Source organism: Candidatus Avelusimicrobium faecicola, assembly GCA_900540405.1.
In the GTDB taxonomy this organism is placed as follows: domain Bacteria; phylum Elusimicrobiota; class Elusimicrobia; order Elusimicrobiales; family Elusimicrobiaceae; genus Avelusimicrobium; species Avelusimicrobium faecicola.
The window spans coordinates 17,646-40,888 of the sequence record UQFW01000003.1; the positions used below are offsets into that span (position 1 = coordinate 17,646).

22 protein-coding genes and 1 pseudogene are annotated in these 23,243 nt (G+C 50.5%); 13 read left to right on the forward strand and 10 right to left on the reverse strand.

Annotation, left to right across the window (positions count from 1 at the left end; genetic code table 11):
* Positions 1–31: 31 nt before the first annotated feature.
* The 9 genes from ACQY18_RS00675 to ACQY18_RS00715 all read right to left on the reverse strand — a co-directional run bounded on the left by ACQY18_RS00675 (position 32) and on the right by ACQY18_RS00715 (position 8,677).
* Positions 32–1,753: a proline--tRNA ligase gene (locus ACQY18_RS00675; RefSeq protein WP_176777924.1), complete on the reverse strand. Its 1,722-nt coding sequence runs from the start codon at positions 1,751–1,753 to the stop codon at positions 32–34.
* Between the two features lie 26 nt (positions 1,754–1,779).
* On the reverse strand, positions 1,780–2,862 hold the full coding sequence (gene ispG / locus ACQY18_RS00680; protein WP_428038458.1) for a flavodoxin-dependent (E)-4-hydroxy-3-methylbut-2-enyl-diphosphate synthase: 1,083 nt from the start codon (positions 2,860–2,862) through the stop codon (positions 1,780–1,782).
* Positions 2,863–3,987 carry a M50 family metallopeptidase gene (locus tag ACQY18_RS00685; protein WP_428038459.1) on the reverse strand — a complete coding sequence of 375 codons (1,125 nt, stop codon included), beginning with the start codon at positions 3,985–3,987 and terminating at the stop codon, positions 2,863–2,865. It lies immediately after the preceding gene.
* 8 nt (positions 3,988–3,995) lie between these two features.
* Entirely contained in the window at positions 3,996–5,192 is a 1,197-nt protein-coding gene (gene dxr, locus ACQY18_RS00690; protein ID WP_428038460.1) for a 1-deoxy-D-xylulose-5-phosphate reductoisomerase, read from the reverse strand.
* Positions 5,189–6,010 (reverse strand): phosphatidate cytidylyltransferase, encoded by an 822-nt coding sequence (locus ACQY18_RS00695; protein ID WP_176777928.1) that lies wholly within the window; start codon positions 6,008–6,010, stop codon positions 5,189–5,191. The genes dxr and ACQY18_RS00695 overlap by 4 nt, the downstream gene beginning before the upstream one ends.
* Positions 6,011–6,062: 52 nt before the next feature.
* On the reverse strand, positions 6,063–6,572 hold the full coding sequence (locus tag ACQY18_RS00700) for a GNAT family N-acetyltransferase (RefSeq protein WP_428038461.1): 510 nt from the start codon (positions 6,570–6,572) through the stop codon (positions 6,063–6,065).
* Positions 6,562–7,263, reverse strand: coding sequence for a DNA alkylation repair protein (locus tag ACQY18_RS00705; protein WP_428038462.1), 702 nt, complete (start codon positions 7,261–7,263; stop codon positions 6,562–6,564). The genes ACQY18_RS00700 and ACQY18_RS00705 overlap by 11 nt, the downstream gene beginning before the upstream one ends.
* Before the next feature lies 1 nt (position 7,264).
* Complete coding sequence (uppS, locus tag ACQY18_RS00710; RefSeq protein ID WP_428038477.1) at positions 7,265–7,951, reverse strand: polyprenyl diphosphate synthase; 687 nt, start codon at positions 7,949–7,951, stop codon at positions 7,265–7,267.
* Positions 7,952–8,089: 138 nt separating this feature from the next.
* Positions 8,090–8,677 (reverse strand): inorganic diphosphatase, encoded by a 588-nt coding sequence (locus tag ACQY18_RS00715; protein ID WP_428038463.1) that lies wholly within the window; start codon positions 8,675–8,677, stop codon positions 8,090–8,092.
* A 149-nt stretch (positions 8,678–8,826) separates the two neighbouring features.
* Here ACQY18_RS00715 and ACQY18_RS00720 point away from each other — a divergent pair, with 149 nt between their 5' ends.
* From ACQY18_RS00720 to ACQY18_RS00775, 12 genes and pseudogenes are all read left to right on the forward strand, one after another.
* Positions 8,827–9,009, forward strand: coding sequence for a hypothetical protein (locus ACQY18_RS00720; protein WP_428038464.1), 183 nt, complete (start codon positions 8,827–8,829; stop codon positions 9,007–9,009).
* Between the two features lie 29 nt (positions 9,010–9,038).
* On the forward strand, positions 9,039–9,590 hold the full coding sequence (locus ACQY18_RS00725; protein ID WP_428038465.1) for a VanZ family protein: 552 nt from the start codon (positions 9,039–9,041) through the stop codon (positions 9,588–9,590).
* 120 nt (positions 9,591–9,710) lie between these two features.
* Positions 9,711–9,852: pseudogene (locus ACQY18_RS00730) on the forward strand (sugar phosphate nucleotidyltransferase); the annotation flags it as partial.
* Between the two features lie 132 nt (positions 9,853–9,984).
* Positions 9,985–10,761: a glucose-1-phosphate cytidylyltransferase gene (rfbF, locus tag ACQY18_RS00735; RefSeq protein ID WP_428038478.1), complete on the forward strand. Its 777-nt coding sequence runs from the start codon at positions 9,985–9,987 to the stop codon at positions 10,759–10,761.
* A gap of 3 nt (positions 10,762–10,764) precedes the next feature.
* The gene (gene rfbG, locus ACQY18_RS00740; RefSeq protein ID WP_428038466.1) at positions 10,765–11,835 is read left to right on the forward strand and encodes a CDP-glucose 4,6-dehydratase; all 1,071 of its coding nucleotides are present in this window, start codon (positions 10,765–10,767) and stop codon (positions 11,833–11,835) included.
* Complete coding sequence (rfbH, locus tag ACQY18_RS00745; protein WP_428038467.1) at positions 11,820–13,172, forward strand: lipopolysaccharide biosynthesis protein RfbH; 1,353 nt, start codon at positions 11,820–11,822, stop codon at positions 13,170–13,172. The genes rfbG and rfbH overlap by 16 nt, the downstream gene beginning before the upstream one ends.
* A complete protein-coding gene (locus ACQY18_RS00750) occupies positions 13,169–14,029 on the forward strand; it encodes an NAD-dependent epimerase/dehydratase family protein (protein WP_428038468.1) in 861 nt (286 codons plus the stop codon). The genes rfbH and ACQY18_RS00750 overlap by 4 nt, the downstream gene beginning before the upstream one ends.
* Positions 14,010–15,731 carry a GtrA family protein gene (locus ACQY18_RS00755; protein WP_428038469.1) on the forward strand — a complete coding sequence of 574 codons (1,722 nt, stop codon included), beginning with the start codon at positions 14,010–14,012 and terminating at the stop codon, positions 15,729–15,731. The genes ACQY18_RS00750 and ACQY18_RS00755 overlap by 20 nt, the downstream gene beginning before the upstream one ends.
* Positions 15,732–15,828: 97 nt before the next feature.
* The gene (locus tag ACQY18_RS00760; RefSeq protein WP_428038470.1) at positions 15,829–17,259 is read left to right on the forward strand and encodes an alanine/glycine:cation symporter family protein; all 1,431 of its coding nucleotides are present in this window, start codon (positions 15,829–15,831) and stop codon (positions 17,257–17,259) included.
* 84 nt (positions 17,260–17,343) lie between these two features.
* Positions 17,344–18,354: a type I glyceraldehyde-3-phosphate dehydrogenase gene (gap, locus tag ACQY18_RS00765; RefSeq protein WP_428038471.1), complete on the forward strand. Its 1,011-nt coding sequence runs from the start codon at positions 17,344–17,346 to the stop codon at positions 18,352–18,354.
* 156 nt (positions 18,355–18,510) lie between these two features.
* Positions 18,511–19,200 (forward strand): SIMPL domain-containing protein, encoded by a 690-nt coding sequence (locus tag ACQY18_RS00770; RefSeq protein ID WP_428038472.1) that lies wholly within the window; start codon positions 18,511–18,513, stop codon positions 19,198–19,200.
* 141 nt (positions 19,201–19,341) lie between these two features.
* On the forward strand, positions 19,342–20,490 hold the full coding sequence (locus ACQY18_RS00775; protein WP_428038473.1) for a hypothetical protein: 1,149 nt from the start codon (positions 19,342–19,344) through the stop codon (positions 20,488–20,490).
* A gap of 184 nt (positions 20,491–20,674) precedes the next feature.
* On the opposite strand, the gene ACQY18_RS00780 is transcribed toward ACQY18_RS00775, so the two are convergent.
* Complete coding sequence (locus tag ACQY18_RS00780) at positions 20,675–21,598, reverse strand: hypothetical protein (protein WP_428038474.1); 924 nt, start codon at positions 21,596–21,598, stop codon at positions 20,675–20,677.
* A gap of 191 nt (positions 21,599–21,789) precedes the next feature.
* Between ACQY18_RS00780 and pyk the strand changes: the two genes are divergently transcribed.
* Positions 21,790–23,211, forward strand: coding sequence for a pyruvate kinase (gene pyk, locus ACQY18_RS00785; RefSeq protein WP_176777945.1), 1,422 nt, complete (start codon positions 21,790–21,792; stop codon positions 23,209–23,211).
* Positions 23,212–23,243: the final 32 nt, after the last annotated feature.

Here is a 23,243-nt window from a genome sequence, read left to right on the forward strand (position 1 = left end):
CGGGGGCATTTTATGAAGGGTTAACCGGGCGTTATTTGCCTGCGGCGGCGGATAGTTTTTCCACCGCGTCCGTCAGGTTCCAGCGCTCGGACTCTTTGGCGGTGCGGGGTTTGTATTCGCATTGGCCGTCTTTCACGCTGCGGCTGCTGACTACCAAACGGTGCGGAATACCAATCAAATCCGCATCTTTGAATTTAATGCCGGCGCGTTCGTCGCGGTCATCTAACAATACGCTAATGCCTTTGGCTTCCAGCGCGGCGGTAATTTCGTCCGCGTGCTTTTTAACCTCCGGGTTGGAGTCGTAATCAATAGCTACCAAGCACACATCAAACGGAGCCAACGGCGCGGGCCAAATAATGCCGTTATCGTCGTGGGATTGTTCAATGGCGGCGGCCACCACGCGGCCTACGCCAATGCCGTAGCAACCCATAATCATAGGTTGGGCTTTTTGGTTTTCGTCCAAAAAGTTGGCGTTCATGGCTTTGGAGTATTTGGTACCCAGTTTGAAAACGTGCCCCACTTCAATCCCGCGCGTAAACGTAAACGGTTTACCGCAGTGCGGGCAGCAGTCGCCTTCGCTGGCTACTTTCAAATCCGCATAGGCATCCACCTGAATATCGCGCAAGGGGGTGACGTTAAGCATGTGGACGTCTTTTTCGTTCCCGCCGGAAACACCGTTGACCACGCCTTTTACATAGTTATCGGCGTAAATCGGCAGTTCGGGGTGCTTTTGCTTGAGTCCCTGTGCGCCCGCAAAGCCCACAAAAGAGCCCGTCACGCGGGTATAGGTTTCTTCGTCGGCTTTTAATAATTCTTCGCATTTCAAAAACGCGCGGAATTTAGCTTCGTTGAGTTCGTGGTCCCCGCGTACCAACGCCACCACGGGTTTGCCGTCTGCCATAAAAAGGAGCAGTTTAATGAGCTTGGACGTAGGCACTTTAAGCATAGCGGCCACGTCTTCCACCGTGTAGGCTTTGGGGGTGTCGGCCTTTTGCATGGGTTTGAGTTCGGCCTCGTTCAGCGCGGGGAATTGCGGGCATTGGACGGCGGCTTTTTCCGTATTGGCGGCATAACCGCAGTCGCTATCGGCAATGGCATCTTCGCCATTGGCGGCCAGCACCATAAATTCGTGCGAAAAATTCCCACCGATAGCGCCGGTATCGGCTTCCACCGCTTTGAATTTGAAACCGCACCGCTTAAAAATGCGTTGGTACGCATCATACATACGTTGGTACCAATCGTCGGCCTGGGCATCATTGGCGGCAAAGGAGTAGGCGTCTTTCATATAAAATTCGCGCGAGCGCATGACCCCAAAGCGGGGGCGGATTTCGTCACGGAATTTGGTGCCGAACTGGTACAGGCATTTGGGCAGTTGTTTGTAGGAAGAAATATCCTTGCGTACCAAATCGGTCACTTCTTCTTCGGCGGTGGGGGAAACGCAAAACCCCGCCCCTTTGCGGTCTTCCAGTTTTAATAACTGGTCCCCAAAGTGGGCCCAGCGGCCGCTTTCTTCCCAAAGTTCTTTGGGTTGGATAATGGGGAGCCAAATTTCGTTCGCTCCGGCGCGGTCCATTTCTTCGCGGATGATTTGCTCTACTTTTTTAAGCACTTTGAACCCCAGCGGCAGCCATTCATACAGGCCGCTGCCCAGTTTGCGCACCAACCCGGCGCGAATCATCAGTTTAGCCGATAAGTTATCGGCATCTTTGGGAGCCTCTTTTAAGGTGGGAATGTAATAATTGGATAATTTCATAATTTTTCCTTATAGTTTATTAAAAGTTATTTTTTCCAGGTTTTAATTTTTTCTACTAAAAAATCTACCCATTGTTCTTGCGGGAGTTTGAACATGGTTTGGCCTTTTTCAAAATACAAGCCTTCGCCTTTTCCTCCGGCAATACCAAAGGCCGCGTCGCGCGCTTCGCCGGGGCCGTTTACCACGCACCCCATTACGGCAATTTTGAGGCCGGTGGCTTTTTTCAAAAGTTCGGGGTCGTTATAAATGCGTTCTTCCAATGCGTGTACCGTGCCCGTCACGTCTACTTGCGTGCGGCCGCAGGTGGGGCAGGAAATTAAGTTCGGCCCGTATTCACGCAAGCCCAACGCTTTGAGGATTTCGTACGCGGTGCGCACTTGCAGGCGGGGGGCTTCCGTTAAGGAAACGCGAATAGTGGCCCCAATGCCTTTTTGCAACAGCGTGCCGAGGGCGATAGAGCTTTTAACGGCGCCGCATAAAAAGCTGCCCGCTTCCGTAAGGCCGATATGCAGGGGAATATCACTCTGGGCGGCAAAAAGTTCGTTGGCTTTTAACGTGCGGTAAAAATCGTCCGATTTTAACGATACCACCACGTCGTGAAAGTTTAGCTGTTCCAGTACATTGGCCTGTTCCAAGGCTTCCTGCACCATCACTTCGGCCCATTTGTCGTCGGTCAAGTCCACTTGTCCGGCTACGCTTTTTAAGTATTTTACGGAGCCCGCATTTACCCCAATGCGTATGGCAACGCCTTTATCCTTACAGGCGCGGACGACTTCTTTGGTGTTTTCTATACTGCCAATGTTGCCGGGGTTGATGCGTACTTTATCTACCCCTTGTTTAATGGCTTCCAAGGCCAGTTTATAATCAAAGTGAATATCCGCCACCAAGGGGGAATGAATCCGCTTTTTAATTTCGCCCAGCGCTAGCGCGGCCTGCATATCGGGCACGGCTACGCGGTTGATTTCACAGCCGGCGGCTTCTAATTGGTTAATTTGCTCGGCCGTTTTTTGCGGGTCGCGCGTATCGGTATTGCACATACTTTGCACACGCACCGGGTGCCCGGTTCCCAACGTGTACGGCCCTACTTTAACAAGTCTGGTTTTATACATTTAATTTGCCTCTTGGGGTTTGTCGTCCGTTTGGGGGGCGGCGGTTTGCGTGGCCGCTATGGCGGCGGGTTTAGGCTTAAAGAAAATGCGTTTTACATCTGCATAAGACGCATACAGCACTAAAAGTATAAGCGCATAAAAACCGCAGTTCATGGCTATATTTACTACCCGTTCCGACGGTAAACGCCGCGTAATGCCTTCCAGTAAAAATACCAGCGCGTATCCGCCGTCTAATATTGGGATAGGAAACAAATTGAACATCCCTACCGCTAAAGACAACATACCTATTAAGAAAATAAAATTAACCAACTCCCCATGGGCCGTTTTGTGGATGATGTTTACAATGCCAATCGGCCCGGCCAAATCCGGCGCTTTTTTGTGTGTAAAGCTCTCCCACAGAGAGGTCAACGAGTATTTCGTCCAATACCAACATTGGTACAGCCCAAACCCGACGGCTTTAACCGGCCCTACTTTAACGAAAACCGGCTCCACCGCTATCCCCAACATATTGGGTTTTTCGGCATTAAAGGAGCTTTCCGGCAAGGTGAGTGTAAGGGTTTTTCCTTCGCGTTTAACGGTAAGCTGTAAAGCGCCTTGGCGGGCCTCGGCGGCGGGGGAAACTTCATTCCAGGAAGAAATGTCTTTGCCGTCTATGCGCACAATTACATCCCCCGGTTTAATACCCGCTTTGGCGGCGGGGTAGTCTTCCACCGCTTGCCCCACCACGGCAGGTACTAGCGTAGGGTCTGTTTGCGGCACCCCTTTTACATATACCAAGGCGGAAAAAATAACCGCCGCCAGCACATAGTTAAACAACGCACCGTTAATGACCATAAAAAATTTGGCATACCACTTTTTGGCGGCAAATTCATACGGTTTGGGGGCTTCTTTAGCGTCTTTGGGGTGGAACATAGGCCCGGCCGGTTCCACAAACCCGCCAAAGGGAATTAAACGGATTTGGTAGTCCGTATCGCCCTTTTTTTTGTGCCACAAAATTTTGCCGAACCCAAAGGAAAATTCATTCACGCGAATCCCGGTTAGGCGGCAGGCCAAAAAATGGCCAAATTCGTGAATAATTACAATCGGGCTGAGCACCACCAGTACAGCCAATGCGGATAAAAACATTTCTCCTCCTAAATAATGGCTTTTTTATAGCTTTTGTCTTGCAGAACAGCCAGGGCCAGTTCGTGCGCCTGTTCGTCTGCCTGTGCCGCTTGGGCCAAATTTACTTTGCCCGTAAAAGACGGCGTTTTTTTGAGTACGGTATAAATGACTTTGGGAATATCCGTAAATTTAATTTGCTCTTTTAAGAACGCATCCACGGCTACTTCGTCCGCCGCGCTTAATGCCGCCGGATAAAACCCGCCCGCGCGGGCCGCCTCAAACGCCAGGGCCAAACACGGGAAGCGCTCAAAATCCGGCTCCATAAATTCCAGTTTGGCCACTTCAAACAGGTTGAGTTTTTGCACCGGGGAGGGCTTTTTTTCCGGGTAAGTAATGGCGTATTGGATAGGCAAGCGCATATCCGGCGCGCCCATTTGGGCCAAAATAGAGCCGTCCTGATACTCCACCGCGGAATGGATGATAGATTGCGGATGAATGACAATTTGCACCTTTTTTTCGGGCAAATTAAATAAATTCATAATTTCAATAGATTCAAACCCTTTATTCATCAGGGTAGCGGAATCTATGGTAATCTTTTTGCCCATTTTCCAACGCGGGTGTTGGAGCGCTTCCTGCGGCGTGACGGTAGATAGTGCCGCTTTGCGTTTGGCAAACGGCCCGCCGGAAGCCGTTAAAAATATGCGGGAAATACTATCAGCCATTTGGTGATAGTTGGTTTCGTTCGCCCCGGTTAAGCATTGGAAAATGGCCGACGGCTCACTATCCACCGGGATAATGGCGGCCTCCCAGCGGACACATTCTTCCATGAGGGTTTTTCCGGCCATAACCATAGGCTCTTTATTGGCCAGGGCAATCGTTTTGCCGGCTTTAATGGCGCTTACAAGCGGCAAAAAACCCACCGCGCCCACCAACCCGTTAATAACCAAATCGGCCGACGGTAAAGAAGCTAAAAAGGTAAAACTGTCCATTTCCGGCGGCAGTAAGCGCGTGGCGGCGGGCATTTGGTCCTTAGCTTTGGCGTAGGCATCCGGGTTCATTAAGGCCGCAAAGCGGGGCTTAAATTCGTGTACTTGTTTGAGGAATAAATCCACGTTATTATTGGCGGTCAGCCCAATAACGCGGTAATCTTCCCCCAGGTGGCTAATGGCCGAGAGGGAAGACGTACCGATAGAGCCGGTGGAGCCTAAAATGACAATGTTTTTCATAACAGATACAACACCGTATAGTAGAATACAGGGGCAAGCAACAGGTACGAGTCAAAGCGGTCCAAAAAACCCCCGTGGCCGGGCAATAAATTGGAAGAATCCTTTACCCCGGTGGAGCGTTTTAAGACGGATTCCGCCAGGTCGGACACTTGGCCGATAACCGCCACCAAAAGCCCCAGCCAAATAGCCGGCTGTACGGTTTTGATAAATTCCGGCAGTAAAGTTTTTTGCATAATTACCGCCGCGCCGACGGCGAGCAGGGTGCCGCCAATGGAGCCTTCCCACGTTTTTTTAGGGCTTACTTCCACATTTAGTTTCGTGCGCCCGAGCAAACGGCCGGTAAAGTAGGCGCCTGTATCGCTCACCCACACGGTAATAAACATAAAATAGGTTAAATATTCCCCGCAGTTGGCAATATCACGGATGTTGATTAAATGCGCCAAGGCCCACGGAATTAAAAATACCCCTGTAAACGTGTTGCAAACGCGGTCCCAAGAGCGATGGGGGGTTAAAATTTCTACAAACAAAATGCCAAAGATAATAACGCTCATGGCTAACGGATAGAGGTTATCGGGCAGTTCCAAACCGTTAAAATGGGTGCGCCCCAATACGGCGGCCACGGCCATTAACATCCCAAAGAAAAGCAGGCTGAAACGGTGGACCGGTTTTTTCCCGGCGGTAAGCACCAAACCGTATTCATACAAGCACAGGGCAATAATGCCCGCAACCAACACCATATAAAACACGCCGCCGTAGTGAATGGCGGGGAGTATAACGCATAAGCCAATAATGGCAGTGATAATTCTGGGTAATAGCATACTATTATTTTAGCATAATTGGGCGGGTGGTACAGGCAGGAAATCGCAAATTTTACAAGGGTTTTTCAAAGGCATCCCGGTTTTGACCGCCGTGAACGTAAATCACCCCGCAACGCTTAAAGCCGCGGCGCACAAAAAAATATTGCATGGAGCGGTTGTCCGGGTGGGTGTCACCCCGCAACGCGCGGCAGTGGGCCGCTTGCGCCCGGTGGAGCCAAAATTGAAAGATACTTTCCACCGCGCCGCTCCCGCGCAAGGCGGCATTTAACATCAAACGGTGTAAGGTGGCATACGGCGCTTGCGTGTGCCAGGCGCCGTTTTCTATATAGTGATAGTTGGGGTCTTCGGTCAATAAGACCGCAAAATATCCGGCCACTTGCCCGGCGTGGCAAACCGCAAACCCGGCTCCGGCGCGCAGGTCTTGCTCAAAAAGTTCCTGTTGCGGGTAGTCGTCTTGCCATTGGTTGATGTTTCTGGCTTTTAATAAGGCTTTGGCTTCGGCCGCCAAGGTTAAAATGGCGGGGATGTCCGCCGGGGTGGCGGCTCTTATTTCAACGGACATGGTTTTTTTCTGTTTTTTGCAGGCTGATACGCGCGTTTTGCGCTACCCAGCGTGCGGTGTGGTTGGTTTCAAATAAATAGATAATTTCGTCGGCACAATCCAGGGCGCGGGCCTGTAAGGCCGCATTTTTTTTGCCCAACATTTTTAAGGCTTTGTTGACGGTTTTATAAACAAAAGGGGACGGGTCCGCCGCGCCGTTTTTGAGGAGCGCAAACGCTTTTAATAAATCCGCCTGTGCGGTTTTGGCGCGTGGGGCGGCTAGCGCACACACAACGCCAAACCCGGCCCGGCGGGTCATTTCCCGCGGGTGTTTTACCCAACGCGCGGCCAGTTTAAGCGGGTTTTTTGTCTTGCTGAACAGCTCCGCGGCGCATAAATCGCATACGTCTTCGGTTTCCAGGGTTTCGGCCCAACGGCACAGCTGGGGGGGAGTCATGGCGGCGGGGTCGGCCAGTAAAACCGCCAGTTGGCGCGCCCCGTGGGTTCCTGTTTGCCATAAAGCGTTGGCTAACTCTTGGTCCGGCCGGGGGAGCCCTTTAACCAGTTGGCGGATAAGCGTTAAGGGTGCGCCGTCTGCCTGCGGGGCGGAAAGGCCCTGTTTGGCGGCTTGGCGTTTTTTACAAGCGGGGGTGGCGTGGCGCGTTAAGCGGCGCAGGAGTTCTTCCGTGCGGGCGCGGGTGACACTATCCATATTATAACCCTCCAAAACGGCGGGTGCGGCGGGAAAAATCTTCCACCGCGGCGGAAAGGTCTTTTTCGGAAAAATCCGGCCAGAGGGTATCGGTAAAGTAAAATTCCGTATAGGCGCATTGCCATAACAAAAAGTTGGAAAGGCGTTTTTCGCCGGACGTGCGGATAAGCAGTTCCGGGTCCGGCACGGCGGGCTGATACAGGCGGGCCTGTAAATCGGCCTGTGTGGGGTTTTTAATGCCGTCTTGCACCAGTTTTTGCACCGCGTCCAACAGTTCCGCGCGCGAGCCATAATTGAGGGCCAGTACCACCGTTAAGCCGGTTTTGTGGGCGGTTTCGGCGGTGAGTTGGTCTATTTTAGCCAGTAAATGGGGAGGCAGAGGCTCGCGCCGCCCGCTGATTAAAATGCGCAAATTGTTGGTTTTGGCTTCGCGCATATATTTATCCAGCGTTTTTTCCAGCAGGTTCATCAGCCCGTTGATTTCCTCTTGCGGGCGGGACCAGTTTTCGGTAGAAAAGGCGTAAAAGGTTAAAAATTCTATTCCCAGTTTTTCGGCGGCGCGGATGGTGCGCTCCACCGCTTTGGCCCCGGCGTTATGCCCGGCCGAGCGCGGCAAATTTTTTTGTTTGGCCCAACGGCCGTTTCCGTCCATAATAATAGCAATATGGCGGGGGAGTGTATGGGAAATAGACATACTTTTATTTTACCTTTTTAAGAGGCATTTTGTAATAAAAAAGGGGGCCATAAGGCCGTAAAAACAAGGGCCGCGGGCCGGGAAACCATAAAAAACCCCGGCCGGAGCCGGGGAATTAAAAAAACCGGAAACCTATTTTTCTTGTTTATCCAGCGTGCGGGCAAAGTTGCTGTAAGTGACAAACTTTTCCTCGTACGCAATAAAGGCTTCTTTCAAAATTTTGATAGCCGTTTGCTTGTCAAAAATCTTTTCCACCACCACGGTTTTATTTTCCAGCTTTTTATAGTCTTCAAAAAAGCTCATGGTTTCCGAAATCAAATGTTCCGGCAACTGGGAAACATCCGTATAGTGGCTTACGTTCGGGTCGCCCTGGGCCACGCCGATAATTTTATCGTCTGCCTCGCCGTTATCCAACATGCGCATAACGCCGATAATGCGCGCCGGAACAATGCACATAGGCACAACTTCGGCCTGGGATAAAATTAAAATATCCAAGGGGTCTTTGTCGGCCCCGTAGGTGCGCGGAATAAAGCCATAGTTGGCCGGATAGTACACAGACGAATACAAAACGCGGTCCAAGCGCAACAGGCCGCTGGCTTTGTCCAGCTCGTACTTCGCGCGGGTGCCTTTGGGAATTTCAATAATTCCGTTTACAACGTAAGGTAAAGAATCTTTATCGCCGGGCGAAACATGGTGCCACGGGTTGAAATTTGCGAACATTTTTTCCTCTTTATAAATAATTTACTTATCTATTATAGCAATTCTGGCAGAAGAACAAGCCGTTCCTCTTAAAAATAAAAAAACGCGACAGGGGGTTGTCGCCACTTTATGCTATCCTATAATCCGCCCAACCGGGCAAGGAGAATAATATGGAATACTGGATTGGTTTGTTTGTAATGATATTAATAGGTGCGGCGGTGTATGGGTTCAGCCCCAAAAAATTCCGCAAGCGTGTGTTATGGTCGGAAATAAGCTTTTTAGTGATTTTTATGGCGGTTCAAGTGATATTTTACCAATACCGTATTTGGCGGATGCTGGAAGTTTTTAGGTAATAAAGCCATAAAATAGTACAATAAGGACTATGTGGATTACCTTGCTGTTTACCCTATTTATTATAGGCAGTTTGTGGGGCATTTGGGCGGGCGGCGTTTGTTTGCCCGCCAAGGCCCGCGCGTGGTATTGGCGGGTGTGGGGGGTGCTCTATTTAGGCAGTGTGGCTTATTTGGCCCTGTTGTGCCGCACCCCCAAGGTGGTGCGCGTGTGGAAGCTGGAGCCGTTTGAGGTGTACCGCCAAGCCGGGCAGTGCCTTTGGGAAAACAGCTCCGCCCCGGTCTGCCGGGCGGTGTTCAGCACGCGGCAGAATGTGTTTCGCATTTTCCAGGGGGCACCATTACAAGACGAGTGGCTCAACATTGTGTTTTTTATGCCGCTGGGGTTTTTGTGGCCGCTTTTATGGCCTAAAAAGGGGTGGAAAAGTGCCGTTTTGGGCGGGTTTTTACTGTCGCTTTTGGTGGAAGTTTTACAGGCGCTTACCCGGCGCGGCGTGTTTGAAACGGACGACCTTATTAATAACACGTTGGGCGCCCTGTTGGGGTATGGCTTGTACCGCTTGCTTGCTCGCCCGCGCGTGTAAAGCGCTTGGTTAAGCACGGCGCGTTTTGGCGGTGGCGGTAGGCCGAAAAGGGGAATAACGCGGGGTTGTTGCCCAAATATGTTAAAATAATAAAAATTATTTGCTCTTGGCGGAGGAAAAATGAAAGGTATTATTTTGGGCCGGAGGAACAGGCAACCGCTTGTTGCCGGCAACGCTCGGCGTATCTAAACAGCTTATTCCTGTTTATGATAAACCCATGGTTTATTATCCGCTTTCCGTGCTGGGGCTGATAGCGCCCCGGTCCGCTTTCCCCCGGCTGCTGTTTAACCAGTGCCGGGGATTTTTATTATATATTCGGTTTGACTTGCCGTTCAAAAACAGTAAAATATAGTATATCTCGGCGCAGGACGGAAAATATATGAATCAGCAAACCATGAAAGTTTTAATTTTAGCCGGCGGCTTGGGTACCCGCCTGGGGGAAGAAACAGACTTAAAACCCAAACCCATGGTGGAAATCGGCGGCTACCCGGTTTTGTGGCATATTATGAAGATTTACTCCGCTTACGGATTTAACGATTTTGTCATTCTGACCGGCTACAAATCCCAGATTATTAAAGATTATTTCGTCAATTATTACCAACGCTATTCCGATATTACCGTGGATATGGTACACAATAGCGTTGAGGTGCATAAAACCCGCCACGAACCGTGGACCGTCACCCTGTTATATACCGGCCAAACGGCCCAAACAGGCGCGCGCATTAAAAAAGCCCGCCAATATGTAGGCAACCAGCCGTTTATGCTTACTTATGGGGACGGCGTGGCCGATATTAACATCCCCGCTTTACTGGATTGCCACCGCGCGGCCGGAAAAACCGTTACCATGACGGCCGTAAAGCCGCTGGGCCGCTTTGGGGCCGTTCAACTGGACGGACAGGATAACATTTCCACCTTTACCGAAAAACCGTTGGGGGACGGCGCTTGGATTAACGGCGGCTTTTTTGTGTGCCAACCGGAAGTGTTTGACGCTATCCCCGACGGAGATAATGTTATTTTTGAACAAGGCCCCTTAAACAGTTTGGCCCAAAGCGGGCAACTGCACGCCTATAAACACACCGGTTTTTGGCGCCCGATGGACACCTTGCGCGATAAGAACGATTTGACCGCGCTTTGGTGCGCGCAAAACGCACCGTGGAAGATTTGGGAGTAGCCCGTGGCGGATTTTTCCTACCGTTCTTTGCGCGTTTTAATTACAGGCCACACGGGTTTTAAGGGCTCGTGGCTTGCGCAGTGGCTCCTTATGCAGGGGGCGCAAGTGTGCGGCTATGCCTTGCCGCCTAATACCAAGCCCGCTTTGTTTGAGGTGTTGGATTTGGCCCCGCAACTCACCCGCCACGAACTGGGCGATATTTTGGATTATCCCCGCTTGCAAGCCGTTTTTAAGGCGTTTGAGCCGGATATAGTCTTTCATTTGGCGGCCCAGCCTTTGGTGCGGCTTTCCTATACGCAGCCTGTTCAAACGTACGCGGTAAATGTAATGGGTACGCTTAACGTGTTGGAGGCGGCCCGACAAACGCCGTCCGTGCGGGCGGTAGTGAACGTGACGACCGATAAATGTTATGAAAATACGGAAACGCACCGCGCCTACCGGGAAACAGACCCATTGGGCGGGTACGATATGTATTCGTCCTCTAAAGCGTGTTCGGAAATTTTATCCGCCTCGTACCGCCGCAGTTTTTTGCAGAATAGCTTTGCATTAGCCACCGCCCGCGCCGGAAACGTCATTGGCGGCGGGGATTGGGCCCAAGACCGTTTACTGCCCGATTGTATGCGCGCATTAGCCGCGGGCGCGCCGATTGTACTGCGCAGTCCGCACGCACTTCGCCCCTGGCAGTTTGTGTTAGAGCCTTTGGGCGGCTACCTTTTACTGGGGGAAAAACTCCTTACGCAAGGCCAAAAATTTGCCCAGGCGTTTAACTTTGGGCCGGATAACCGCCACCCGCTTACGGTAGAAGAAATGGCGCGTTTAGCGGTAGCGTGTTATGGGAGCGGAAGCGTAAAAATTCAGCCGGATAACGGCCCGCACGAGGCCGCCCTGCTTACGCTAGACAGCACCAAAGCCCACGAACAACTGGGGTGGAGCCCGGTTTACTTAGCCGCCGAGGCCGTGCGGGAAACGGTGGCGTGGTACAAACAATTTTATACCGCCGGTAAAGAGGTAAAAAACTTTACCGCCCGGCAAATCCAACAATTTCAAGAGTGTTTACCATGGAAAAAGAATTAAGACAAGCCGTTAAAAATGCCGCGCGGGCGTACTTTCAGGCAGTCCACGCCCAGCCGAAAGATTTAACTTACATTCCTGCTTCGGGCAAATGTTTGGACGAAGAAGACTTGGAAATGCTGGTGGATGCCTGTTTGGATATGTGGCTTACCGCCGGGCGTTTTAATGATAAGTTTGAGGAAGATTTAGCCGCTTATTTGGGCGTGCCTTTTGTGGCTACTACCAATTCCGGCTCGTCGGCCAATTTGCTGGCGCTTACGGCGCTGACGTCGCCCAAACTGGGGGAAAAACGATTGCACCCCGGGGACGAAGTAATTACCGTAGCGGCTGGATTTCCCACCACGGTAAACCCCATTTTGCAAAACGGCTTAATCCCGGTATTTGCGGATGTAAATGTGGGGACATATAATTTAGATGTGGCCCAGCTGGAGCGCGCATTATCCGCCAAAACCAAAGCCGTTTTTCTGGCGCACACGTTGGGCAATATGTTTGATATGCCCGCCGTTTTGGCGTTTTGCAAAAAACATAATCTTTGGCTGATTGAGGACTCCTGCGACGCACTGGGCGCCACTTGGAACGGCCAAAAAGCGGGCACATTGGGGCATATCGGCACGTTTAGTTTTTATCCGGCCCACCATATTACCATGGGCGAGGGCGGCGCCGTGGCCACGCGGGACCCGCTACTATACCGCATTATTTTATCCTTGCGCGATTGGGGACGGGATTGTTGGTGCAAGCCGGGGGTGGATAACACGTGCAAAAACCGTTTTAGCCGCCAACTGGGCAAATTGCCCTTCGGCTATGACCATAAATATACTTATTCCCATGCCGGATATAATTTGAAAATTACCGATTTTCAAGCCGCGTTAGGGGTCAGCCAACTTAAAAAATTGCCTGCTTTTTTGGCTAAACGGCGCCAAAATGCCGCGTTCCTGGCGGAAAAACTGGCGGATTTGGCCCCTTGGTTTATTTTGCCGCAAACCGCCGCAGGGGTGGAGCCGTCTTGGTTCGGGTTTTTGCTTTCGGTACGGGAAGGCGCCCCCTTTACCAAACAACAACTGGTGGAGTATTTGGAACAAAACGGCGTGGGCACGCGCCAATTATTTGCGGGCAACCTTTTGCGCCAGCCGCTGATGACGGACAACGCCTATCCGGTGCGTATAGCGGGGGAAAAACTAAAGTATTCCAACCAATTAACCGAGCATGATTTTGCCTTGCTCCCCAATACGGAATTTATTATGAACCACACTTTTTGGGTGGGCACGTTCCCGCGGTTGGGGGAAAAGGAACTCACCAAAACCGTGGCCCTGTTGCACCGCTTTGCCGGAGCCTTGCCATGAAGCCCCGCGTACTATTAACCGGCGAAACCGGGTTTATCGGCCGCAGTGTGTTGCGCGTACTGGGGGATTTATATGAATTTTTTGCACCTTCCCGCGCGGAATTAAATGTAAACGATTTGGCTTCCGTACGCGCTTATTTGGCCGGAAAACAGTTTGATGTTTTACTGCATTGTGCGCTTAATTCTCCGCTCCATAATCCGCAAGATAAGCCGGAAAATACGCTAGCTTTGACGTTGCAGGCGTTTTTTAATTTAACCGCCTCTCAGGCGCATTTTGGCAAAATTTTATATATCGGTTCCGGCGCGGAGTACGATAAGCGCCGCGACATTCACTTGGTGCGGGAAGAAGAAATCGGGCAGTATATTCCGGCGGACCCGTACGGGCTTGCTAAATATACGCTCAACCAACTGGCCCGCCAAAGCCAAAACATTTACAACTTGCGCATTTTCGGCTGTTATGGGCCGACGGACGCCAAAACCAAATTTATCCGGGACGCCATAGACTGCGCACTAGCCGATACGCCTATTACTATCCGGCAAGATTGCCTGTTTGATTATTTGTATGTGGACGACCTGGCCCGCCTGATTGCGTGGTTTATAGAAAATACGCCGCAATACCACGATTATAACGTGGTTTCCGGCCGCCCGGTGGCGCTGTCTGCTTTGGCAAAAACGGTGGCCCGCTTAACCGGCCATACGCGCGGTATCCAAATAGCCAAACCGGGGCTCAATAAAGAATATACCGCCTCCAACGCGCGGTTATTGGCGGAAGTAAAAAACTTTGCATTTACCCCGTTGGATGAAGGCATTTCTCGCCAACTGGCCTGGCAGAAAGAATATGTTAAACAAACTCATTAACCGCCTAAAAAGCCTGTTCCCGGGCCGGCAACTGGGCGCGTATGCCTTGGTGGGGGTGTGGAATACATTATTCGGCTACGGCCTGTATGCGGCGTTGGTGTGGGGGCTGGACGGTAAACTGAAATTTGCCTATATGTGGGCGAATGTGCTTTCCAACTTTATTGCCATTACGCAGGCGTTCTTTTTATACAAATTTTTTGTTTTCAAAACCAAGGGGCATTATTGGCAAGAATACATCAAATGTTGGATGGTGTACGGCGCGGCGGCGCTTATCGGCCTGGCGGTTTTGCCGCTACTGGTGGAAACACTCCGCGCGCTGTTGCCGTTAGCTTATAAAACCTATGCGCCTTATGCGGGGGGCGCGCTCCTGACCGCGCTGACGGTTTTATGCAGTTTTTTGGGGCTTAAAAATTTTTCGTTCCGCACGGTGGAAAACAGCCTGCTTTCCCGCGTGAAAGAACGCTGGGCCTTGCAAACCCAACCCCAGCGGCGCGTGATGTTTTTGGGCCTTATTTTGGCGGCGGGCTTTTTAATAGCGCTGGCCGTGTGCGCTTTGGGGCTGATACTCCATTGGCAATACTATCCGTACACTACTTTTTTGTTTGACCCGCGCTACCGGTTTACGGATTTATATGAAACACTCATTTTGGCCAGAGGCCATACGGCCGGATTAAATTATTTCCCGCTTTTAATGGGTTTTATGCGGGCGGTATCGCAGGGGCCGGAGCGTATTTTATGCGCGGTTTTTGTCAGCCTGTGGGTGGCTTTTTATGTAAGCATTGTTTACAAAGGCTTGCCGCAACTGCCGCATAAAGCCGGGTGGACGGTGTTGTTGGCGGTGGGGAGTTTCCCTTTGTGGTTTTTGGCGGATAGGGCCAATTTGGAAGGGTTTGTGTTTATGGCCTGCGCGGGGTTTGTTATCAGTTTTTGGCGCGGGCGGATGAACTGGGCCGCCTTTTGGCTAGCATTGGCGGTAAATATGAAACCGCATCCGGCGGTTTTTATGGTGCTTTTCATACGGGATAAACAATACAAGGCGTTGGCAAAATGGTTGGTTTTATGCGTACTAATAGGGGCGTTGTGCAGTTGGGCCGCCCATTTTGATTGGCTCTCCTTTCAAAGAAACGTGCAAACTTTTTCCGACTGGCAACAATTTTTGCCCTTTGGGTTGGAATTTTCCCACACGTTTTTTAATTTACTGCGCCTGCCTGTCTTTTTGCCCACGCAAAACGGCTTGCCGGACTCGTGGCAGGCTACGGTCGCTTTCTCCCGGTTGGTGGCGCCCGGTTATGCCGTGGCTATGCTCGGGCTGTTTGCCTTTATCAGCGCACATGTGGTGTTTGTACGGCCCGCCTTTTGGAAAGCCCTTTTACTGCTGACGTTGGCGGAAGTATTTTTCCCGTTTGTATCGCACGATTACACGCTTATCCATTTAATTTTGCCGGTGCTGTTCTTTTTGAACGCGCCGCCCATGCCGCCCAAACAAAGCGTGTTTATTACCGTGTGTTTGGCGGTGTTGCTAATCCCTATGAATTTTTGGACTTATTCTTTTTATCATTCCCTTATGTACGATTTAGTGCTTAATGCGGGCACGTTTTTGCGCCCGCTGGCGGCGGGGGTTTTACTGGCGTATTTGCTGAAAGATTTTTCTTTCGCCCGCTTGAAAACAGGCATTAAAAATTATTTTTCCGCAAAAAAATAACACACGGTGCTTTCAAATTATGTATACTTGCAGAATGTGTTTTTTAGAAACACAAGCCTATTTTATCTTGTACCCGCAAATAAAATAAGGAGTATACATGACAGAGAAATTAATTGAGTACATATCCTTAATTAACGACCGTTTTTTAGGATATGTTTTGATGGCCGCACTGGTCTTTTGCGGAACGTACTTTACACTGGCCTTGCGCGGCGTGCAGTTCGCCCGCCCCAAAGAATTTTGGAAACTGATTACAGAACGGGCAGGATATTCCAAGCAAAAAGGGAATATTTCGTCTTTCCAGGCATTTGCTATCAGTACGGCCTCGCGCGTGGGGACCGGCAATATCGCCGGGGTGGCTATTGCCATTACGGTTGGCGGCCCGGGCGCTATTTTTTGGATGTGGCTGATTGCCGTTATCGGCGCGGCTTCCGCATTCGCGGAAAGCACCCTGGCGCAAGTGTATAAAGTAAAAAAAGGCGCGCATTTTATCGGCGGCCCGGCGTTTTATATGAAAGACGCTTTGGGTAAACCGTGGATGGGCGTGACGTTTTCCGTCATTATTACGCTTACGTTTGCGTTTGTGTTTAACTCCGTACAGGCTAACACGATTGCGCAATCTTTGCAAGCCTCTTTTCAGGTTTCCCCGGCCGTCACCGGAGGCGTGCTGGCCTTTTTGACGTGTGCCATTATTTTTGGCGGTTTGCGCCGCGTGGCAAAATTTTCTGCGGTGATTGTCCCTGTTTTTGCACTGGGTTATATAGCCGTCACGTTAGTAGTGCTTGCGTGTAATTTTGAAAAAATCCCGGCCATTTTCCAACTTATTTTTACGGATGCGTTCTCTTGGCAGAATGTGGCGGGGGGAACCTTGGGCGCAACGGTGATGACGGGCGCACGCCGCGGGTTGTTTTCCAACGAAGCCGGTATGGGCTCCGCTCCCAATGCGGCGGCTACGGCCAACATCTCCCACCCGGTGCGCCAAGGCTATGTGCAGGCGTTTAGCGTGTTTGTGGATACGCTGGTAATTTGCAGTTGCACGGCGCTAATTGTGTTGTCTGCCGATTATACGGCCCTAGCGGGGGAAGGCATTACGCTTACCCAGCAGGCCTTGGGGCAAACTTTGGGCGGCGCGTTTAGCAACGGGTTTATATCCGCCAGTGTGCTGCTATTCGCGTTTACCTCTATTATCGGCAACTATTATTACGGGCAGGCCAACGTGCAGTATTTAACGCACAGCCGCCGCGTAATGGTTTTGTTTAGAACACTGGTTGCGGGCATGGTGTTTTTGGGCTCCGTCGCCCAGCTGAAACTGGTGTGGAATTTGGCCGATTTGTTTATGACTCTTATGGCACTGCTTAACATTACGGCAATTTTAATGTTGCGTAAACAAGTGTGCGCCGTACTGGCCGATTACCGCGCCCAAAAAGCCAAAGGCATCCAAAACCCGCAGTTTAACCCGGCGCTGGTGCCGGAGGTGCGCGGGGCGCACGCGTGGGAAAACACGCCCGGCGCCACCGGGGAAAAAGCCTAACCTAAAAAAGTTGCTTTTATTCCTGCTAAAAAAAATAGTATTATATATACAGAAGTAAAAAATCTATGGAGGATAGTAATAACTATGATTAAAGTAGGTATTAACGGTTTTGGCCGTATCGGCCGTTTCGTGTTCCGCGCGGCCCAAGAACGCAATGATATTGAAATCGTCGGTATTAACGATTTGTGCCCGGTTGATTATTTGGCTTATATGCTCAAATACGATACCATGCACGGTAAATTCAACGGCACCGTGGAAGCGGACGTTGCAAACAGCCAGCTTATCGTAAACGGCAAAAAAATCCGCGTCACCGCTTGCAAAAACCCGGAAGAATTGGCCTGGGATAAAGTGGGCGCCGAATATGTGGTAGAATCCACCGGTTTGTTCTTGACTCAAGAAAAAGCGCAGGCTCACATTAAAGCCGGTGCTAAATATGTGGTTATGTCTGCTCCGTCCAAAGACGCTACCCCGATGTTCGTCGTTGGCGTGAACGAAAAAACCTACGTTAAAGGCACCCAATTTGTGTCTAACGCTTCTTGCACCACCAACTGCTTGGCTCCTATCGCCAAAGTTTTGAACGACAAGTTTGGTATTAAAGAAGGTTTGATGACCACCGTACACTCCACCACCGCCACCCAAAAAACGGTTGACGGCCCGTCTATGAAAGACTGGAGAGGCGGCCGTGCCGCTTCCGGCAACATTATTCCTTCCTCCACCGGTGCTGCTAAAGCCGTGGGTAAGGTAATTCCGGAACTTAACGGTAAATTGACCGGTATGTCTATGCGCGTACCCACCTTGGACGTGTCCGTCGTGGACTTGACCGTAAACTTGGCTAAACCCGCCACCTATGCGGAAATTTGCAAAGCCATGAAAGATGCCTCCGAAGGCGAATTGAAAGGTATTTTGGGCTACACCGACGAAGCCGTTGTGTCTTCCGACTTCTTGGGCTGCCCGTTGACCTCTATTTTTGACGCCAAAGCCGGCATTGCGTTGACCGATACTTTCGTTAAAGTAGTTTCTTGGTACGATAACGAAATCGGCTACTCCAACAAAGTGTTGGACCTCATTGCCCACATGGCTTCCGTCAACAAATAAGTTGATTTAGCCGCATAAAGGCGGGCCCGCAAGGGCTCGCCTTTTTTGTCTGTAAGCGGGATTTTGCTATGGTAAAATAGGTAAAAACGAAACATATTTTCCGGCTTTTATTTTACGCAGAATTTGCTACAATACAAAAAACAAGAGGGGGTTTTTATGAAAAAATATTTTGCTGTTTTTGCCGCCGTTTTATTGGCGGCTCCGTGTGTGTTCGGCGCGCAGGCGCGCACGTTGCGCGTGCAAGCCGCGGCCGAGGTGCAAGTGCCGCCCAACCGGGTCACCATTACCGTCGGCGTATCGGCCCAAAACGCCAACTTAAAACAAGGGGCCGAAGCGTTGCAGAAAACCACGGCGCAAATTTTGCAGTTTTGCCGCCAATGGAACATCAAAGAGAAAAACTTGCAAACGCAAAATGTATCCGTCTTTCCGCAATATCCCGGGGAGTATTCGCCCAAGCAAACCCAAACGCTCTACCGTTTGAACCAAACTTTGTCCGTCACGCTGGAAGATTTAACCCAGTACGATAAAATTTTATACGGTTTACTGCAAAACGGAGCTAACCAAATAGAAAATGTGGAGTTTTATTCTTCCCAAGAGGCTAAATACCGCCAAAATGCGTTGCGCCAAGCCGTTCAAAAAGCGCGCGAAAAAGCCGAAATTTTGGCGCAGGAAGCCGGCGTAAAGCTGGGCAAAGTGCTTACGGTGGAAGAAGAAAATGCCTCTTTTAGCACCTTTGCAAACGCCAAACAGAACCTTTTTGCGGCCGATTCGGGCGCGCAAAACACGTTGGCTGTGGGCCTAGTTTCTGTGCGTGCGCAAGTGGGGGTTGTGTATCAGATAAATTAATTCTCCGTCGGAGTGCATTTCAAAAAGTCCTATGTAAAATTTTTACATAGGACTTTTTATTTTTGAATTTCCGACGACAAATACATAAAATATTATAAGTAAATGAATTTTACATATCTTAATCAGGACAGGAAAAAGAAAATGAAAAAAATATTAATTAGCCTTTTGGCACTGCTGGTACTGCCTGGCTTGGTGAGTGCGCAAAGCAAAAAGCAAATCATCAAGCAAGTGGAACAAAGAGTGCAAAGCGCTGTAAAACAACAGGCTTTGCGCGGTTCCGGCGCGGCTGTTAAAGGGGTTGCTAAAAAAGCCACCCAGGCTACCGCTAAAAAAGCGACGCAAGCCACCGCCAAAAAAATGGCGGCCAAGGCTACCGCTAAAAAAGCCGTAGCGAAATCCTCTGCCAACAAAGGAACCCAATTTGCCGCCAGAAAAGCGGGGCAAGTAATGGAAGAACGCGCCTTGCAAGCCCGCAAAAAAATGCACACCAGCACGCTTTCTCCCCAAGAGCGCGAAAAACAGATGGACGGACTCCTGCGTGCCCAGTTATTCGGGGATGAACCCATTTTTACCGCTACCTCTTATGCGGCTTTGCGCAAGCAAATGAATTCTTTGGATGTGGCTATTGCTAACAAGGATATCCAGCTGGCTCCTGCGGGGCGGTTATCCAAAGAAACCCGCCGTATCAATACGGGGTTGGCCCAGTATATGTTGCAGAAAGCGGATATTAAAGAGGAGATTATTAAAGGCTATGCGCTGACGGATGCCTTTTTGGAAGGATATTACTTGCGCCGGATTTACCCGTATTTGTCTAAACCTACTTATCAGGCGGATAAATCCGGGCGCATGTACCGCGGTATTTATATGACGGTGGACGAGTTGGCTTCTACCTTAAAAACCGGTTTTTTAACCAAAATGAATACTTGGTCTACCGGGGCCAAAGACGGCAAACAAATTATTAGTTTTTCCACCTCCACCGGGGAAGCCATGAGCTATATTTTCCAATCGTCCGGGAACCACCCCAACGGCATTGGTGTTGTGTTTGAAGTGGACCGCGATATACCCGGTTTGGAATACTGGGAAGACGCGGACCTTAACTCCACCAAAACAATCTATCACGGGTATCAGGACATTCCCGCCAACCGCATCCGCAACGTGTATGTGTATGGGGAATACGGCCTGGAAAGTTTAGTGGAAATTTTGATTAAAGCCCAAAAAGGCCAAGTAAGAAGCAACAAGCAGTGGGTGTCTGTATTTGACGGTGGGGCTTTCGGCGGATTTTCCCGCTAAAAAATTTAAGCGGACTCGCCCGGTATTATAAAAACCCGGGCTTGTTCGCTAAGGGTACAAGATAGGCGGAGTGTAAAAGCTCCGCCGTTTTTTATTTCCGGGCGTGTGGCGTGGAACGCCGCCCTATTTGTAATCAAAAAAAACCCTGCTTTTTACGGCAGGGGTTTTTGACAAAATGCGGTTTTTATTTGACGGCCGGTTTATCTAAATCCGCCTTGGAAACCAAAGATTTTACTTTGGCTTGCTTAAAAATATGGCTGAAAGACAACGCCACGCCCACATACACATTTTCCCCGCGGGGGCCCATATATTTGCCTTGGGCCGTGTAATAATTGACAAACGGGGCAATGTATACTTCTTTGAACATCTGCACTTCTACGCGCGCGTCCAGCTCAAATTCGTAATCCAAATCGGTCGCTTGGCGGCGGGATTCGTGTAAGTAATCGCGGAACAGGGCGGAAAATTGCGCTTTTACGCCCTCACGCATGGGGGCTTCCAACCGCAGGCCTGCTTCCCAGGCCAACTTTTCCGAAGACGGATTATACGTCTGGTTCGATTCGCCCACTACCGCCGCATACAAGGCTTTTAAGTAGTTGCCGTCAAAAAGTTTGGCACCCAACATACCGCGGTAAATTTTGCGGCGGGGGGAATTGGCTAATTTGGTAAATTCGGTCTCGTAGCCGATGTTGGCAAACGGGCCGGCTTCAAACCCGCCCAAAAAATCGTTGGCGTGCCAAAGGCGTTGCGTGTAGCCGGTGGTGAACAAAATGCGGTCGGCATTTTCGTTCGTCAGGTTTTCTCCGTCCACGGGGCGGATGCGCGTGCGGCCGTAATCCATCAGCAACGTGTTGGACCAGAGCCAATTTTGGGAATAATAATCGGCTAACCCGTGGAACGTGCCCGTTAAACTGGTTTGGGAATCCGCCGTCAGGCGGGCATCCGGGAAACCCTGGTATTCTTTGGCGTAGCGGACCTCGGTAGACGTGGCATTTAAGGCCAGTTTTTTTAGCTCCACTTGCCAGCCGCTCACGCCCACTTTTTGGGCAAAAGCAGGCACTGCCGCCGCCACAATAAGGGGCAAAACGGCATATTTTACAAATTTTAACATGTGTTCTCCTATAATAAATTTGCAGCTTTGGGCGGAATTATCCGCCTGTATATTGTAGTTAATTTGGGGCAAGCACCGCAATTTTTGAGGTTGCAGAGTGACAAGACGCTCCAAAAATAATAAAATATATACGGAAGGGAAAAACCTAATACCCTTACTCTAGATGTTAATTAAGGAAGAATATTAAGATTATGCCTAAAAATACAGACTTTTGCAAAATTGTCGCGACCATCGGTCCCGACACCAGCGATGAAAAATCTATTGACGCGTTGGTACAAGCGGGTGTGTCCGTGTTCCGCTGCAACTGCAGCCACGGCTCCTTGCCTGAATATCAGGAAAGAGTGACCAACATCCGCAAGATGGAAAAAAAATATAACTGCACTTTGGGTATTCTGTTTGACTTGCAGGGCCCGAAACTCCGCGTGGGTACCTTCAAAGACTACCGCATTAAACTGGCCGAAGGGGATAAATTCCGCTTGGATATGAACCCGGAACCCGGCGACCAAACCCGCGTATGCTTGCCCCATAAAGAAATTTTTGCCGCTATGAAACCCGGCTTGGAACTGCTCCTGAACGACGGCGTAGTGCGCTTGCGTGTAGATGCCTGCACCGCCGATACGGCCGACTGCACCGTGATTGCGGGTGGCGAACTTTCCAACAAAAAAGGCGTAAACGTGCCCGGCGTAAAATTGCCGCTTTCCGCGTTGACCGCCAAAGATAAAGAAGATTTGAAAATTGCCGAAATGTTAGGCGCGGACTTTATCGGTTTGTCTTTCGTACAGGAACCGCAGGACTTAATTGAATTGCGCAGCCTGATGAAATCCAAAGCCCACATTATCGCCAAAATTGAAAAACCCTCCGCCATTGAACACTTGCGCGAAATTATTGACCTGACCGACGTAATTATGGTCGCCCGCGGTGACCTGGGTGTGGAAACCAGCCCGGAATTGGTGCCGGTTTTGCAAAAGAAGATTGTTTCCGGCTGCCGCAAAGCGGGCAAACCGGTTATCGTGGCTACCCAAATGTTGGAATCTATGGTTCACAACATTATGCCCACCCGCGCTGAAGCCTCCGACGTTGCCACCGCCGTTTATGACGGTGTGGACGCGGTAATGCTCTCCGCCGAAACCGCCCAGGGCGACCACCCGGTTGAAGCCGTCACCACCATGCGCCGCATTATTGAAACCGTGGAAAACGACCACCGCTACCGCAAAGGGCTTTCCTTGTTGGAACGCCGCAACGACACCACCAAAGAAGGTGCCATCACTGCGGCCGCCGGCGTGGTTGCTACCAATATGGATACCGCTAACGTAATCGTCACGTTTACGGATTCCGGCTCCACCACCTTGCGCGCTTCCCAACAGAGAAACGGCGGCTTGCCTATTTTGTCCTTAACGCCGAACATCACCACCGCCCGCCAAATGGCTGTGGTTTGGGGTGTCACGCCTATTTTGGTTGAAAACTTGCGCAATTTTGATGATATTGCCATCGAAGCCAAAAAGGCCGTCTTGGCGCAAAAATTGGCCCATCCGGGTGATAACATTGTAGTGACTGCCGGTATTCCTTTTGCACAAAAAGGTACTACCAACTTGCTCTATGTGGTGGCCATCTAACAAGCAGTTTTAACGCTAAAAAGGGGTTTGCA